General features: G+C 62.5%; 12 protein-coding genes and 1 tRNA gene. 6 read left to right on the top strand and 7 right to left on the bottom strand.

All coding sequences use genetic code 11. The features are described 5' to 3' along the window. Position 1: 1 nt before the first annotated feature. Complete coding sequence (locus tag GGQ88_RS06230; protein WP_183612255.1) at positions 2-622, top strand: MarC family protein; 621 nt, start codon at positions 2-4, stop codon at positions 620-622. 1 nt (position 623) lies between these two features. Here GGQ88_RS06230 and GGQ88_RS06225 read toward each other — a convergent pair whose 3' ends face one another. After that, a complete protein-coding gene (locus GGQ88_RS06225) occupies positions 624-1,253 on the bottom strand; it encodes an LON peptidase substrate-binding domain-containing protein (RefSeq protein WP_183612254.1) in 630 nt (209 codons plus the stop codon). Positions 1,254-1,258: 5 nt separating this feature from the next. Continuing rightward, positions 1,259-2,155, bottom strand: a complete 897-nt coding sequence (locus GGQ88_RS06220) for a tetratricopeptide repeat protein (RefSeq protein ID WP_183612475.1) — start codon at positions 2,153-2,155, stop codon at positions 1,259-1,261. 223 nt (positions 2,156-2,378) lie between these two features. Between GGQ88_RS06220 and GGQ88_RS06215 the strand changes: the two genes are divergently transcribed. Next, positions 2,379-2,453: transfer RNA gene (locus GGQ88_RS06215), tRNA-Gly, on the top strand. 55 nt (positions 2,454-2,508) lie between these two features. Here the strand turns inward: GGQ88_RS06215 and GGQ88_RS06210 are convergent. The 5 genes from GGQ88_RS06210 to bdcA form a co-directional block, all read right to left on the bottom strand. Beyond that, positions 2,509-3,477: a bile acid:sodium symporter family protein gene (locus GGQ88_RS06210; RefSeq protein ID WP_183612474.1), complete on the bottom strand. Its 969-nt coding sequence runs from the start codon at positions 3,475-3,477 to the stop codon at positions 2,509-2,511. Beyond that, positions 3,477-3,833, bottom strand: coding sequence for a hypothetical protein (locus tag GGQ88_RS06205; protein ID WP_183612253.1), 357 nt, complete (start codon positions 3,831-3,833; stop codon positions 3,477-3,479). The genes GGQ88_RS06210 and GGQ88_RS06205 overlap by 1 nt, the downstream gene beginning before the upstream one ends. Beyond that, positions 3,797-4,558, bottom strand: a complete 762-nt coding sequence (locus tag GGQ88_RS06200) for an ABC transporter permease (RefSeq protein WP_183612252.1) — start codon at positions 4,556-4,558, stop codon at positions 3,797-3,799. Before GGQ88_RS06200 ends, GGQ88_RS06205 begins: the two co-directional genes overlap by 37 nt. Next, positions 4,555-5,499 (bottom strand): ABC transporter ATP-binding protein, encoded by a 945-nt coding sequence (locus GGQ88_RS06195; protein WP_183612251.1) that lies wholly within the window; start codon positions 5,497-5,499, stop codon positions 4,555-4,557. Before GGQ88_RS06195 ends, GGQ88_RS06200 begins: the two co-directional genes overlap by 4 nt. 233 nt (positions 5,500-5,732) lie before the next feature. Further along, a complete protein-coding gene (gene bdcA, locus GGQ88_RS06190; RefSeq protein WP_183612250.1) occupies positions 5,733-6,446 on the bottom strand; it encodes an SDR family oxidoreductase in 714 nt (237 codons plus the stop codon). Positions 6,447-6,590: 144 nt separating this feature from the next. Between bdcA and GGQ88_RS06185 the strand changes: the two genes are divergently transcribed. The 4 genes from GGQ88_RS06185 (at position 6,591) to bcsA (ending at position 13,438) form a co-directional block, all read left to right on the top strand. Then, on the top strand, positions 6,591-7,532 hold the full coding sequence (locus tag GGQ88_RS06185; RefSeq protein WP_183612249.1) for a LysR family transcriptional regulator: 942 nt from the start codon (positions 6,591-6,593) through the stop codon (positions 7,530-7,532). 469 nt (positions 7,533-8,001) lie between these two features. Beyond that, complete coding sequence (locus GGQ88_RS06180; protein WP_183612248.1) at positions 8,002-8,319, top strand: hypothetical protein; 318 nt, start codon at positions 8,002-8,004, stop codon at positions 8,317-8,319. Next, positions 8,319-9,041: a cellulose synthase operon protein YhjQ/BcsQ gene (locus GGQ88_RS06175; protein ID WP_183612247.1), complete on the top strand. Its 723-nt coding sequence runs from the start codon at positions 8,319-8,321 to the stop codon at positions 9,039-9,041. The genes GGQ88_RS06180 and GGQ88_RS06175 overlap by 1 nt, the downstream gene beginning before the upstream one ends. Then, positions 9,038-13,438 (top strand): UDP-forming cellulose synthase catalytic subunit, encoded by a 4,401-nt coding sequence (gene bcsA, locus GGQ88_RS06170; RefSeq protein ID WP_183612246.1) that lies wholly within the window; start codon positions 9,038-9,040, stop codon positions 13,436-13,438. Before GGQ88_RS06175 ends, bcsA begins: the two co-directional genes overlap by 4 nt. Position 13,439: the final 1 nt, after the last annotated feature.

Here is a 13,439-nt window from a genome sequence, read left to right as displayed (position 1 = left end):
GATGTGGCAACTGTTCCTCTCGGCCTTCGTCACGCTGTTCGTGGTGATCGATCCGCCCGGATGCGCGCCAATCTATGCCGGCCTTACCGCCAACGCCTCGTCGAAACAGGCGTTCAGCATGGCGCTGCGGGCATGCCTGATCGCAACTGGCATCCTGCTGGTTTTCGCGCTGTTCGGTGAAGACCTCCTCGGCGCGCTGCATATCGAGCTCGACAGCTTCCGCATTGCGGGCGGTATCATGCTGTTCCTGATCGCGCTCGACATGGTGTTCGAAAAGCGCACCGAGCGGCGCGAGGAGCGCGCCGAGAAGGTCCGCACGGCACAGCCGCAGGTCGAAGACGTCTCCGTCTTCCCGATGGCCATGCCTATGCTGGCAGGCCCCGGATCGATCGCGTCGGTGATGCTGCTGACGGCGCGCGCCCAAGGCTCGCAGCAAACCCTGGTAATCCTCGGCGCGCTGGGGGTGGTGATGGTGTTGAGCTTTCTCGCGCTCGTCGCCGCGCGCCCGATCATCCGCGCGCTGGGCTCACAGGTCGAAGCCGTGATCACCCGGCTGCTCGGCGTGCTGCTCGCGGCCCTGGCGGCGCAGTTCGTGATCGACGGGATTCAGGCGCAGTTCTGAGCTACTGCAGCGTCACGCGACCGCCATCGTCACTGTCGCGCTTGCCGAAGAACTGCATCAACTGAACGAGCAGTTCGCACCGCTCGGCAAGGGTATCGGCTTCGAGCAGCGCCTGCTTGGCCGCGCCGTCGAACGGGGCGATCTGCGAGACGCCGTTGATCAACGACATGTCGTCGAGCCGCGCAACCGACTCCCAATCTACCGCATAACCCTGCGCATCGGCAAAGTGCCGCGCCTCACGCTCGAACGAGGCGCGTTCGACCGCGCTCAGCGCCTCTTCCATGTCATCGGTCAGCAGTTCGGCCTCGACCTGACGGAACGGCGTGGTGACATCGAGTTCCCGAATCAGGCGAAACCGCGCGATGCCTTCGAGCACGACGTTATAGCGCCCGTCCTCCAAAGCCTCGACATCCGCGATCTTGCCGACGCAGCCGATTCGGAACAGCGGTGCGCCCTCGACCGCGGCCTGAGGCTGGATCATCGCGATACGCCGGTCGCGCGCCAGCGAATCGCTGACCAGCGCCCGATAGCGCGGTTCGAAGAAATGCAGCGGCAGTTGCAGGCCGGGATAGAGCACCGCGCCGGTCAGCGGAAAGATCGACAGGCGCGTGGGTTTGACGTTCGCGCCCATCGCAATCAACCGAACAGCACAGTGGAGAGCTTGCGCCGGGTTGCCGAAACCCACGGATCTTCAAGCCCGGTCGCCTCGAAGATCTGCAGAAGGCGGGCGCGGGCAGCACCATCGTTCCACGCACGATCCGTCGCGACCATGTCGAGCAGCTTGGCCGCTGCATCATCGCGCTCACCACTGGCGTAGAGCGCGTTAGCGAAGGCCAATTGCGCCTCCATGTCGGCTGGTCGTTCTGCTGCCGCAGCGCGTAGCGCCGCCAGTTCGGTTTCCTCTGGCGCATCTTCGGCCAGCGCGAGCGCCGAGCGTGCCTGGGCGATGGCGGGATCTGCCGCAATTGCCGGGTCGAGCGCGTCGAGGATACCCTGCGCTTCGTCCTTGCGGCCTGCAAGAATCAGCGCACGGACCAGCCCGGCGTGCGCCGCTGCACTATCGGGCGCGATCTCGATGATCTGCGCAAAAATGCTCGCGGCACGCTCGCCGTCGCCTTCACCAAGGACGTCTTCGGCCATGGCGAGCAGCGGTGCGATGTCCTGCACCGGCTCTCCGGCCTGAACCGGGAACTTGGCGAGCAGCTGGTCGATAAACTGGCGCAACTGCGTCTCGGTTCGTGCGGGCGTGAGGTCGGCGACCGGCTGCCCCTGGAACATAGCGTAGACAGTGGGAATCGAGCGCACCTGGAACTGCGCAGCGATGAACTGGTCCTCATCGACATTGATCTTGGCCAGGACCACGCCCTTGTCGGCATATTCGGCAGCGACCTTTTCGAGCACCGGCGTCAACGCCTTGCACGGTCCGCACCATTCCGCCCAGAAATCGAGGATCACCAGCTTGGACATCGACGGCTCGACCACGTCGTTGCGGAAACGGTCCACCGCTTTTTGTTCTTCGAGGTTGAGCCCCATGCTGGCCAAGGTCGATCTCCGGTCGGTCAATTGCGCGTATCAGTCCGTCGCACCATGTGGGAACGCCGCGCGGTTCGGCAAGGGGAAACCCGCTTTTGCCCCTCAACAGACATGCAACTGGCGTAAGGTTGCATTTTTGCTGTTGCGCTGGACCGCAGTCACAGTTAGAGGCGCCCACACCCCAGCCGGACGGGACATTTTCCCACCGGCTAGAAACGCTCGAGCGGGCGTAGCTCAGTGGTAGAGCACAACCTTGCCAAGGTTGGGGTCGAGGGTTCGAATCCCTTCGCCCGCTCCAAGTTTCGTTTGCTGAAACGTCTGACTGCACGCGGTGCGCACGCCTTCGGGATTGCTCAAGCCTCGTCTGCTGGCGCACTTTTCCCCAGCTCTGGCGCGATCACCGCGCAGGCGATCAGTTGCAGCTGGTGGAAGATCATGATCGGCAGCAGCACAATCCCGACTTGTGCGGCTGGAAACAGCACCCCTGCCATCGGCACGCCTGACGCGAGGCTTTTTTTCGAGCCGGAGAACAGCAGCACCACAGCGTCCTCGCGCGGCAGGCCCATCGCCCGGCCGAGCGCCCAGGTCGCCGCCAGCACGATCGCCAGCAGCAGCAGGCACATTGCGGTGAGCGCAAGCAGGCTGGCAGGTGCGACGCGGCTCCACAGGCCTTCGACCACGGCCGCGCCGAACGCCGAATAAACCACAAGCAGGATCGATCCGCGATCGACCCGGCTGGTCAGCGTCTTGTGCCGCGCCACGAATGCACCGATCCAGGGCCGCAGCAGGTGGCCAAGCACGAACGGCAACAGCAGTTGCGCGAAGATCGTGCCCACCGATCCCCATGACATCCCCCCGGTCGTCCCGCCCATCAGCAACGCGACCAGCGCAGGCGTGATGAAGATCCCCGCAAGGTTGGAAAACGAGGCTGCGCACACCGCCGCCGCGACGTTGCCGCGCGCGATCGCGGTAAAGGCGATCGAGGACTGCACGGTCGACGGCAGCAAGGTCAGGAACAGCACTCCGGCTGCAAACTCCGGCGGCGCAATGTGCGTGGCTCCAATGCCGAGACCGAGCAGTGGGAACACAGCGAAAGTGACGCCAAGCGTCGCCAGATGCAGCCGCCAGTTGCTCGCGCCTGCCCAGATCGCCTCACGCGAAAGTTTCGCACCGTGCAGGAAGAACAACAGCACGATCCCGGCATCTGCCGCAATCGCCACTGTCTGGGCGAAGCCGCCACGCGCGGGCAGGAAGCTGGCCAGCACAACCGTGCCGATCAGTGCCAGCACGAATGGATCGAATACGGAAGCGATGCGGCGCATCATGCGTTCATGCTCGAAGCGGACGCGGGTGACAGGGTGCAAGGAGATAAGTTCACAACCGGCTCATCGCGGGAATTTCCGTCGATGCCAAGAGGCCGCGTCATGCGCGTCCAACGGCAGAAAGCAAAAAATGGTGGATTCGAGAGGACGACCAATGAGCAATCCAGCTTCACCGAGTCTTTCGCCCCGTCACCAGTTTTCATGGCGACAGCGACACGACCGTGCATGCTATCCGCAGCGCGCAGATCGTTGCCACTGGTGCTGCCTGCGGCCCGATAGTCATGGATCACCGCGCGGGCCGGTGCATTGCACTCTGGCTTCAGGTGCGTAGACGCCAGCCCGTCTTGAAGATCCATGCGATGATGGCAACGCACAGGGCCATGAACACCACGATCATCGAGAGGCTGAAGCCCACACCGACGTCGGATTGGCCATAGAACGCCCAACGAAAACCGTTCACCAGATAGACGATCGGATTGAACATGGTCACCGTCTGCCAAGTCGGCGGGAGCATCTTGATCGAATAGAAGGTGCCGCCAAGAAATGTGAGCGGTGTGATGATCATGATCGGGACGACCTGCAGCTTCTCGAAACCGTCGGCCCACAACCCCAGGATGAAACCGAACAGGCTGAAGCTGACCGAAATCAGGATCAGGAACGCGGCCGCCCAGAATGGATGGACGATCTCGAAGGGCACGAACAGCCGGGCCGTGCCCAGAATGATCAAACCGAGAATCACCGATTTGGTGGCCGCCGCGCCGACATAGCCCATCAACGCCTCCAACGCGGAAACCGGTGCCGAGAGCAGTTCATAGATCGTGCCGGTGAAGCGCGGCAGGTAAATGCCGAACGAGGCGTTCGAAACGCTCTCGGTCAGCAGCGCCAGCATGATGAGGCCGGGCACGATGAAAGCGCCGTAGCTGACGTTGTCGATCGTCTGCATGCGTGATCCGATCGCCGACCCGAACACGATGAAATAGAGCGAGGTGGATATGACCGGCGCTGCAAGGCTCTGGAACAGTGTCCGGAGCGTGCGGCCCAGTTCGAACGTATAGATGGCCCGCACTGCAAAAAAGTTCATGCCTGCTTCTCCACCAGATCGACAAAAATGTCCTCAAGCGACGATCTCGTCGTTTCTACCGACCGGAAATCGAGGCCTGCAGCGACCAGACGTTTGATCAGGTCGGCAGCGCCGGTTGCGCTATCATCCTCGCCAGTGAGCGTGAGGGTCAGCGAGGTCCCATTGTCTGTCAGAGCCATTCCCTCGTCGGCGAAATCCGCAGGCAGCGCAGTCAGCGGCGTAGCAAGCCCGACAGTCACGCGCGTCCGCCCGAGCCTCTCCATGAGCGCGTGCTTTTCGTCGATCAGGATGATCTTTCCACCGTCGATCACGCCGATGCGATCTGCCATTTCCTCGGCTTCTTCGATGTAGTGCGTCGTCAGGATGATCGTGACGCCGTTGTCGCGCAACCGGCGCACCATGGCCCACATGTCGCGACGCAGTTCGACATCGACGCCAGCGGTGGGCTCATCGAGGAACAGGATCGTCGGTTCATGTGACAGGGCCTTGGCGATCAGGACGCGGCGCTTCATCCCGCCGGACAGTCCGGCGATCTTGCTGTGCCGTTTGTCCCACAGCGAAAGATCGCGCAAAATTCGCTCGATGAGCACCGGGTCGCGCGGTTTGCCGAACAAGCCCCGGCTGAAATTGACCGTGTGCCATACGGTCTCGAACATGTCGGTCGCCAGTTCCTGCGGCACGAGCCCGATCTTGGCCCGGGCCGAGCGATAGTCGCGGGCGATATCGTGGCCATCTGCAATCACCGTGCCGCCTGTCGCCCGGACAAGCCCGCAAACGATGCCGATCAGGGTCGTCTTTCCCGCTCCATTGGGGCCAAGCAGAGCAAAAATTTCACCGCGGTGGATATCGAGATCCACCGACTTCAGTGCATGGAAGCCGCCTTGGTAGATCTTTTCAAGACCCACGATGGAAACGATAGGTTCAGGTTTTTGGGATGCCATTGGCGCTAAGTGGCAACGATGTGGCGGTTATACCAGCGCCTGCGTCCTGGTTATTGTGGAGCGAAGCGCACGGCGCAAGTTTGACGGCAAGCTGATGGCCGGTTGGCTTCCCATCGGCTGGTGATCGAAAGGCTGGATTCGATCAGCTGAGAAGTCTCGGGAATGACCGCAATTCGGCGGATACGGGCAGCGAGCGCCTGGCCGCATCCGCCGATATGATGGTGGCTTTAGCCTTAGGCTCCGAAGCCACCATCGATGGTGTGCATGGCGCCGGTGATGATCGCGCCGTTGGGACCCGCGATGAATGCCGCAAACTCGGCGATCTCACTTGGTTTGGCGTGGCGCTTGATGGCCATGAAGCTGTGCATGGTTGATGCCATCGGACCTTCGGCAGGGTTCATGTCGCTGTCCGTCGGCCCCGGCTGGATGCTGTTTACTGTGATGCCACGATCCCCAAAGTCGCGGGCGAGGCCGCGCACCATGCCCTGCACGGCGGACTTGGTCATCGCGTAAGCCGCGCCACCAGCAAACGGCATGCGATCGCCGTTGACCGAACCGATGACGATGATGCGGCCATTGGGGTTCATGCGCCGTGCCGCTTCCACGGCCGCATGATAAGGTGCCCGGACGTTGACATCGATCATGTGGTCGATGTCATCCGGGGCAAGCTCCAGCGGATCGCCCATGACCAGTGTACCTGCGTTGATCACGATCACGTCAAGTGCTCCTCGGCTGGCAACCGTGGACGTGAGGGCATCGCGATCGACGCTATTTGCCTTGATTGCCTGCGCGCCCGTATCTTGCCCCAGTGCCTGTGCCGCACCCTCGGAGCCAGCATAGGTGAAGGCGACGGTAGCGCCGCCTTGGCTGAAGCGGCGGACTATCGCAGCACCGATGCCACGGCTGCCACCCAGGACAAGGACGTTCTTTCCGGTAAAGTCATTCATGATCAGTCTCCATTGGTTCGCGTTCCAGCGGGACGGGTCGTGGAAGTGCCCATACCATCTCGCTGTCTGGACCTGAAGATGCCGATGATGCATCGTTCACACTAGCCATCCAATTCTGGATCTGGCTGACGGAAAAACCGAACGATGATGAAGCTTGACGGCATCGCCGCCTTCATTGCCACGGTCGAGGAAACCTCGATCAGCGCTGCATCGCGCCGGCTTGGCTTGGCGAAGTCGGTCGTCAGCGAGAGATTGGCCGAACTCGAGCGCAGCCTTGGCGTGACGTTGCTCCAGCGTTCGACGCGCAAGCTGACGCTGACCAGCGCAGGTCTGGCCTTCCTGTCGCGCGCGCAACGCATTATGCGCGAAATCGAAGAGGCCGCCGCTGAGCTCGATGCCAGCAGCGGCAAGCTGGCCGGGCCCTTGCGGATTTCCGCGCCCGTCGGCTTCGGTATTCTCCATCTCGGACCCGCGATCGCGCGCTTCCTCATAGACCATCCCGCCATCGAGATGTCGCTCGAGCTTGACGACAGCTTCGTCGATGCAGCGACCGGCGGGTTCGACGCGGTACTGCGCCACGGAGCAATTGGCGATGGGCGCCTCATCGCGCGCAGGCTGGCAAGAAGCCGCCGACTGCTGGTTGCGTCTCCGAACTATCTCGCAAACAATGGTACGCCGGCTGCGATCAAGGACCTGGAGGAGCACCGCGGCATTCTTTATGCCAATCGTTCGGGCGATTGGCGGTTCGCTGTGGGCACGAGTTGGGCCGTTGTCCGGCCGAAGGCTGCATTGCGGGTCAATAACGGCGTCGTGATGCGCGACGCGGCATTGGCGGGACTGGGCCTGGCCCTGCTGCCGAGCTTCTTCGTGCACGACGAAGTCCGCCAGGGCGCACTTTCGGTTGTGGATATAGGCTGGCCGGCCGAGGGCGCGGAGCTCTTCCTGACCTATCCCCGCGATCACGGAGCCGCTGCGAAGATAAAGGCGTTTGGCGAAAGCCTTCGCGCAAGTTTTGGCGATCCGCCCTATTGGGACAGAGACTTCGCAGTCGCCAGCAACCTGTCGTCCCGTCCAGTAACACTTTGAGGCGTAACGAAACATTCGTGTGGTCGGGTCATCAGCGAACATTATTAAGGTTTGCTGCGACTTGGGGATGAATTGGACACGAACGCGCTTGCACGGCTGGATCGTGCGTTTGCGTGCGGGATAAGGTCTTTCTCTTCTGTTGTGTTGAAGAGGGGGCATTTCCAGAACCCGACACGCGGCTTTCGACCCATTGGCCTCGCGTCGCCTGCCGGGGGATAGCCTGCCTTGCCCCCGGCTTGCCAGCGGGCGTCCCGACAAGGTCTCGTTCATCCCGATCGATCGGGAATGATTTTTGCAGCGCGCAGAACGTTCAAGCGCTGATTTCTCTGCACAAAGCTGCGCGCGTTAGCGGTCTGTTTACCATTCCCTGCAAAGATTTACGTAGATTTCCTAAGGGTATAGCCAATGCGCGTCATTCGACCACTCCATAATGGAGCAATTTGGCCAACCTTAGCGGGGGGCGAGTGAAATGCGATCAGATGTCAAGAGCCTGCTCGACAGGCTGAACCAGAGCCAGTTCCGCTACAAAGAGTTCGCAGATCGATTTTCAGATCTCGAAACTTGGCCAATATTTGAAGCGGTAATTCGCGACAGCCGCGTTTTCAACTACGCCGGTGCGAGTTCGGTGCAGGCAACATCGACAACTTTCCCGGATTCCCCGCCCATCGGATCTGTCCTTTCGCGCAAGTACGGCGCGCCTGAAGCCGTGTCGCAGGGCAACACCTCTGCCGACGTGCGCACCTTGCTCGCGCGGATTTCCTCAGCTGCCGAAAAGGGGGAGATCTGATGGCACTTTTGCTTATCGGTGGGCTGCGCAGCGGTGTTGGCACGACGACGCTCGCAGCCAATCTCGCTGTCGCGCTCGCAGCGAGCGGCCGCTCATCGGTCCTGCTCAACCTGTCCCGGTGCAGCACGCTCGGGCTGCACTTCGGGTTGAGCGCGGACCAGCCGCTGCCTGGATTCGATGCTCCGGCGGCTGCCACCGGGCCGATCAACGGGGTGCTACTGCTCGACGCAACGGTTCAGGGGCAGACGGGCGATCTCGGCGAAGGCCTGTCCAGCGGTGATTTCAGCTTCAAGGGCGAAACGATCCACATAGTCGATCTTTCCGGGGCCGATGATGGAGTTGCGGCCCAATTGCGACCGCACGCCGATCTTGAACTGTGCGTCTTGGTCCCCAATGCGGAGTGTCTGTACTCGCTTCCGGCAACTCTCGAAGTCTTGCCGGAAAGCGCGGTATTCCTGCTCAACCGGGTCGACGATACTCGTCGGCTCGGACGGCACGCGGCAAGTTTTGTGCGTGAACTGCTGGGCGACCGGCTGATTGGCGCAATCCAGGCTGACGAAGCGGTAGGAGAAGCTGCAGCGATGATGCAGCCGCTTTCACGTTATGCTCCCTCCAGTGCTGCCCTTGCGGATATTGCCGCGCTGGCCAATCGGCTGGCGAGCCTGCCAATGCACCAGCAGACAGGGGCACACGATCCAGCTTCGCGAAGCGACGCCGCGTGACGGGTCTTTACAACCGCGCGCTGGGATGGCTGGCGCTGGCCGCAGTGCTTTTCGCCGCCGCAGTGGTAATCGGCGTGCCGCTCGACCTGAGCCAACAATGGCTGATGGCGGGTGGAACCGTGATCGGCGCGATGGTGCTTTCGCGCCGGGTGTCGCGCAAGGCGGCGCTGACGCTGGGCATCCTCGCGATCCTGACCTCCACGCGCTACATGTTCTGGCGCACCACGCAGACGCTGCAGTTCAACACGCTTCCCGAATTCTTCTTCGGTGGCGGCCTTTATCTGGCTGAGCTTTATGCCTGGGTGCTGCTGCTGCTTGGCTTCCTGCAGACGAGCTGGCCGCTCGAGCGCCCACCCGTGGAAATCCAGGGCGAACCCGACACATGGCCGACGGTCGATGTCTATGTTCCGACCTACAACGAGAGCCTCGATATCGTCCGTAACACGGTCTACGCGGCCATGGACATGGATTACCCGGTCGATCGCTTCCGGGTCTACATCCTCGACGATGGTCGCCGTCCGGAGTTCCGCGCCTTCGCACGCGAAGCGGGCTGCGGGTATATCACCCGTGACAACAACCTTCACGCCAAGGCCGGCAACCTCAACGCCGCGATGAAGAAGACCGATGGAGAACTGATCGCGATCTTCGACTGCGATCACGTTCCGAACCGGTCGTTCCTGCAGCTGACGCTCGGCTGGTTCCAGAAGGATGCCAAGCTGGCGCTGATGCAGACGCCGCACTTCTTCTATTCGCCCGACCCGGTTCAGCGCAACCTTGCCCCGGTGCGCGACATGCCCGGCGAAGGTGACCTGTTCTACAACCCGGTGCAGGATGGCAACGACCTGTGGAACGCGACGTTCTTCTGCGGATCGTGCGCGGTGATCCGCCGCGCCGCGCTTGAGCAGACCAACGGTTTTGCCGGCGAGACTGTCACCGAAGACGCGCACACTGCGCTCAAGCTGCAGCGCATGGGCTGGAACACTGCCTATATCTCGGCACGCCTTTCGGCCGGCCTTGCGACCGAACGCCTCGTCGTTCACATCGGCCAACGCATCCGCTGGGCACGCGGGATGACGCAGATCATGCGCATCGACAATCCGCTGCTGGGCAAGGGCCTGAAGTGGCAGCAGCGGCTTTGCTACCTAAATGCCATGCTGCATTTCCAATTTCCGCTGCCGCGCATCGTCTTCCTGACCAGCCCGCTCGCGTACCTGATCTTCGGCCAGAACATCATCCAGGCCTCGGCCTCGTTGATCTTCGCTTACGCCCTTCCGCACCTGTTCTGCGCGCAAGTCGCTTCCGAACGGCAGCAAGGCGGATGGCGCCGTCCGTTCTGGGGCGAAATCTACGAGACGATCCTCGCGTTCCATCTCGTCGCGCCCACCGTCATTACCTGGTTCCAGCCGCGCAAGGGCAAGTTCAACGTGACCGACAAGGGCGGATTGCTCGATCGCACCTATTTCGACTGGGCCATCGTCAAGCCGCATCTCATCACTGTCGGCCTGCTGGCTGGCGGGATGGTGCTGGCGATCGTCAAGTATCTCTTCTTCAGGCAATACTTCAACGTCCAGCTCGATACCCTTCTGCTTAATCTGGCTTGGGGCGGGTTCAGCCTGATCCTTCTGCTCGCGGCCGTTTCGGTGGCACGTGAGACCCGGCAGGCACGGCAGGAGATCCGCCTGCAGGCGCGACTGCCGGTCACCGTGCACCTCGCCTCCGGGCACGTCGCCAAAGGCACCACCAACGACATTTCGATGGGCGGGGCGGCGATCGAGCTCCCCGCAGGCCTTGCCACGCTCGATGTACCGGTAACGCATATCGTGCTTTCGACGGGCGCCGAAAACCTCTCGATCCGTGTAGATCAGGTGGCCCGCCGTGACGGTTTCGTTGCGGTCAGGTTCCTCCCGCTCGAAAATATCGCCGCTCGTCAACTGGTGCGTGCCGTCATGGGTCGCGCCGATGCATGGCAGCGGACCGCTCCCCCCGAACGCGTCCAGGGACTGCGTTCGCTCCAGGATATTATCGTGATCGACGCTGTAACCGTAAAACGCGCGCTACGCCTGAATTTTGCCGAGCGCCGCAAGATCAAGGCCGAAGAGGCTGCGCGGATCAGTAGCGCGGCGGCGGTGGAGAGCGCGGCGCGACCGGGCTGGGTTCCCACGCTGGGCAAGGCCGCAGGCTTTGCGCTCGCGCTGGCCGCAGCTGGCTATGCCTTGCTACCGCAAAATGCCTACGCCGCACCGGTCGTGGCTAGCGCTGCCCCGCCATCGGCCATCAACGCCGAACGTCTGACCCTGAAGGATCTGCGCATCCGCAACGCGATCCGCCTGCAGGGCACGCGTGGCGAGATCAGCATCCCGTTCGGCTTGCGCGAAGATCAGGTAGTCAGCACCGCTTCGATCACCTTGCAGGCGGCGTGGTCCCCTGCGCTGCTCGGCGACAGCAGCCAGCTCGTGGTCATCGTGAATGGTGAAGTCGCGCAGATTATCGCGCTGCGCAACGAGAACTCCGGCGGGCAGGTGATCACCGTGCCGATCAACCCCGCGCTGTTCCTGCCCGGAGACAACCAGCTCAACCTACGATTGATTGCGCATTACGCGCGCGATTGCGAAGATCCCTTCAGCAGCCTGCTATGGGCCAACATCAGCAACACGCGTTCATGGCTCGACCTTGGCACGCAGACGCTCCCCAGGCGTCCCGACCTTGCGCGCCTGCCCGGCCCGTTCTTCGACAAGGGCGTCAATTCCACGCTGAAGGTGCCGTTCGTTTTCGCAGGGCAACCCCGTGCCGGTGAATTGGAAGCCGCGGCCCCGATCGCATCGTGGCTGGGCAGTCTGGCCAGCTACCGTGGCTACTCGTTCAAGGCCTCGTACGGGCAGATCCCCACTGGCAACGCGATCGTGTTCCTCAATCGCAACGGCGCGATGCCCGAGCTAGGCCTTGCGGTGACCGGCCCGTCTGCGGCGGTCATTCCCAATCCACGCGACAAGACCGGCACGTTGCTGGTGATCATGGGCCGCGACAATGCCGAACTGCGCCTCGCGGCGGGCGCGCTTGCCACGGGCAAGGGCGTGTTCGGCGGCGCGCGCATGAGCTTCGAGGGCGCCCGCCTTCCTGCCTGGCCCAGCTATGGCGCGCCGCGGTGGCTTCCCACAAACCGCGCAATCCGCCTCGGCGAGTTGGTCGAACCTTTCGCGCTCCAGGGCATGGGCCTGCCGCCGGGGCCACTGACCACGCGCTTTCGCGTTGCGCCAGATCTGTTCTTCTGGCCGCGCCAGGGTGGCCAGATCGACCTGCGCTACCGCTACCCTGTAGCCAAGTGGCTCGACCGTGACGCCTCGCGGCTCGACGTATCGCTGAATGGGCAATATCTCGATACGCTGCCACTGACGGGAAGCTGGTGGTCCGGGCTGTTCGGCTCCCGCGGGGCAAGCAGCCATGACGGGCACCAGAGCGTCATACTGCCCCGCTACGCGCTGTTCGGGCAGAACGAAATCGTCTTCGACTACAACCTGATCGTGGCGAACAAGCAGAAGTGCACCGGAATGCTGCCTGACAATGTTCGCGTGTCGGTTCTGCCAGAATCCGTGATCGACCTGACCGAGGCCTATCACGCTATGGAAATGCCGGACCTCGCCCCGTTTGCAGGCGCGGGCTATCCATTCACGATCCGGCCTGACCTTGCGCAGACCACGGTGATCATGGTGGGCAATCCGTCGCCCGCTTCGGTCGAGGCATTTCTTGGCCTGATGGGCCGCTTCGGCGATGCAACGGGCACTGCGGCAACGGGAATAACCGTGACCGACCGGATAGATCCTTCCCGCCTTGCCGATCAGGACATCCTGATCATCGGCAATTCCTCGCTTGCCGGTGCCGAGCAGTTCTTCGCCGACGCGCCGGTCCACTATTCGGGAGACGGACTGAAAGTCGCGCAACGCTCGCCCCTGCAATACATCGGGGCGCTGTTCAGCAATCGCGATCAAGCCGATCCCGAAGATGTCGCCGCGATCGTGCAAAGTGCGCGCGGATTTTCCGGCATCACCAGCTTCCGCTCCCCCTATGCCGACGATCGCACGGTCGTCGCCTTGCTGGCCGACGACGTGCGCCAGTTGCCACTTCTGGTCGACGGTATGGCCGACGCCAAGATCAACGCCCAGATCCAGGGCGATCTTTCCGTCACCTCGGGCGAGGGGATGGCAAGTTATGCGGTCGGGCCGACCTATTGGGTCGGTTCACTACCGGCGTGGATGAAGGTGGCCTACTGGTTCAGCAAGCGGCCGCTGCTCATGGCACTATCAACTCTGCTGCTGGCGCTCGCGCTGACCGGCCCGGCATATCTGTTCTTCAGCCGCCACGCAAAAGCGCGGCTCAGCGCTAACGATGAAAAAGGCGCGTAAC

Origin of the sequence: Novosphingobium hassiacum (assembly GCF_014196055.1) — a bacterium.
In the GTDB taxonomy this organism is placed as follows: domain Bacteria; phylum Pseudomonadota; class Alphaproteobacteria; order Sphingomonadales; family Sphingomonadaceae; genus Novosphingobium; species Novosphingobium hassiacum.
The sequence above is the reverse complement of the archived record's forward strand: the minus strand, read 5'-3'. Positions and strand labels throughout refer to the sequence as shown.

What these genes read in the sequence shown, in the direction of transcription:
- GGQ88_RS06195 (WP_183612251.1), bottom strand. Translation starts at nt 5,499, where the DNA reads ATGGCATCCCAAAAACCTGAACCTATCGTTTCCATCGTGGGTCTTGAA.
- GGQ88_RS06185 (WP_183612249.1), top strand. Translation starts at nt 6,591, where the DNA reads ATGATGAAGCTTGACGGCATCGCCGCCTTCATTGCCACGGTCGAGGAA.
- GGQ88_RS06175 (WP_183612247.1), top strand. Translation starts at nt 8,319, where the DNA reads ATGGCACTTTTGCTTATCGGTGGGCTGCGCAGCGGTGTTGGCACGACG.
- GGQ88_RS06205 (WP_183612253.1), bottom strand. Translation starts at nt 3,833, where the DNA reads ATGGATCTTCAAGACGGGCTGGCGTCTACGCACCTGAAGCCAGAGTGC.
- GGQ88_RS06220 (WP_183612475.1), bottom strand. Translation starts at nt 2,155, where the DNA reads ATGGGGCTCAACCTCGAAGAACAAAAAGCGGTGGACCGTTTCCGCAAC.
- GGQ88_RS06210 (WP_183612474.1), bottom strand. Translation starts at nt 3,477, where the DNA reads ATGCGCCGCATCGCTTCCGTATTCGATCCATTCGTGCTGGCACTGATC.
- GGQ88_RS06200 (WP_183612252.1), bottom strand. Translation starts at nt 4,558, where the DNA reads ATGAACTTTTTTGCAGTGCGGGCCATCTATACGTTCGAACTGGGCCGC.
- GGQ88_RS06230 (WP_183612255.1), top strand. Translation starts at nt 2, where the DNA reads ATGTGGCAACTGTTCCTCTCGGCCTTCGTCACGCTGTTCGTGGTGATC.
- GGQ88_RS06225 (WP_183612254.1), bottom strand. Translation starts at nt 1,253, where the DNA reads ATGGGCGCGAACGTCAAACCCACGCGCCTGTCGATCTTTCCGCTGACC.
- GGQ88_RS06180 (WP_183612248.1), top strand. Translation starts at nt 8,002, where the DNA reads ATGCGATCAGATGTCAAGAGCCTGCTCGACAGGCTGAACCAGAGCCAG.
- bdcA (WP_183612250.1), bottom strand. Translation starts at nt 6,446, where the DNA reads ATGAATGACTTTACCGGAAAGAACGTCCTTGTCCTGGGTGGCAGCCGT.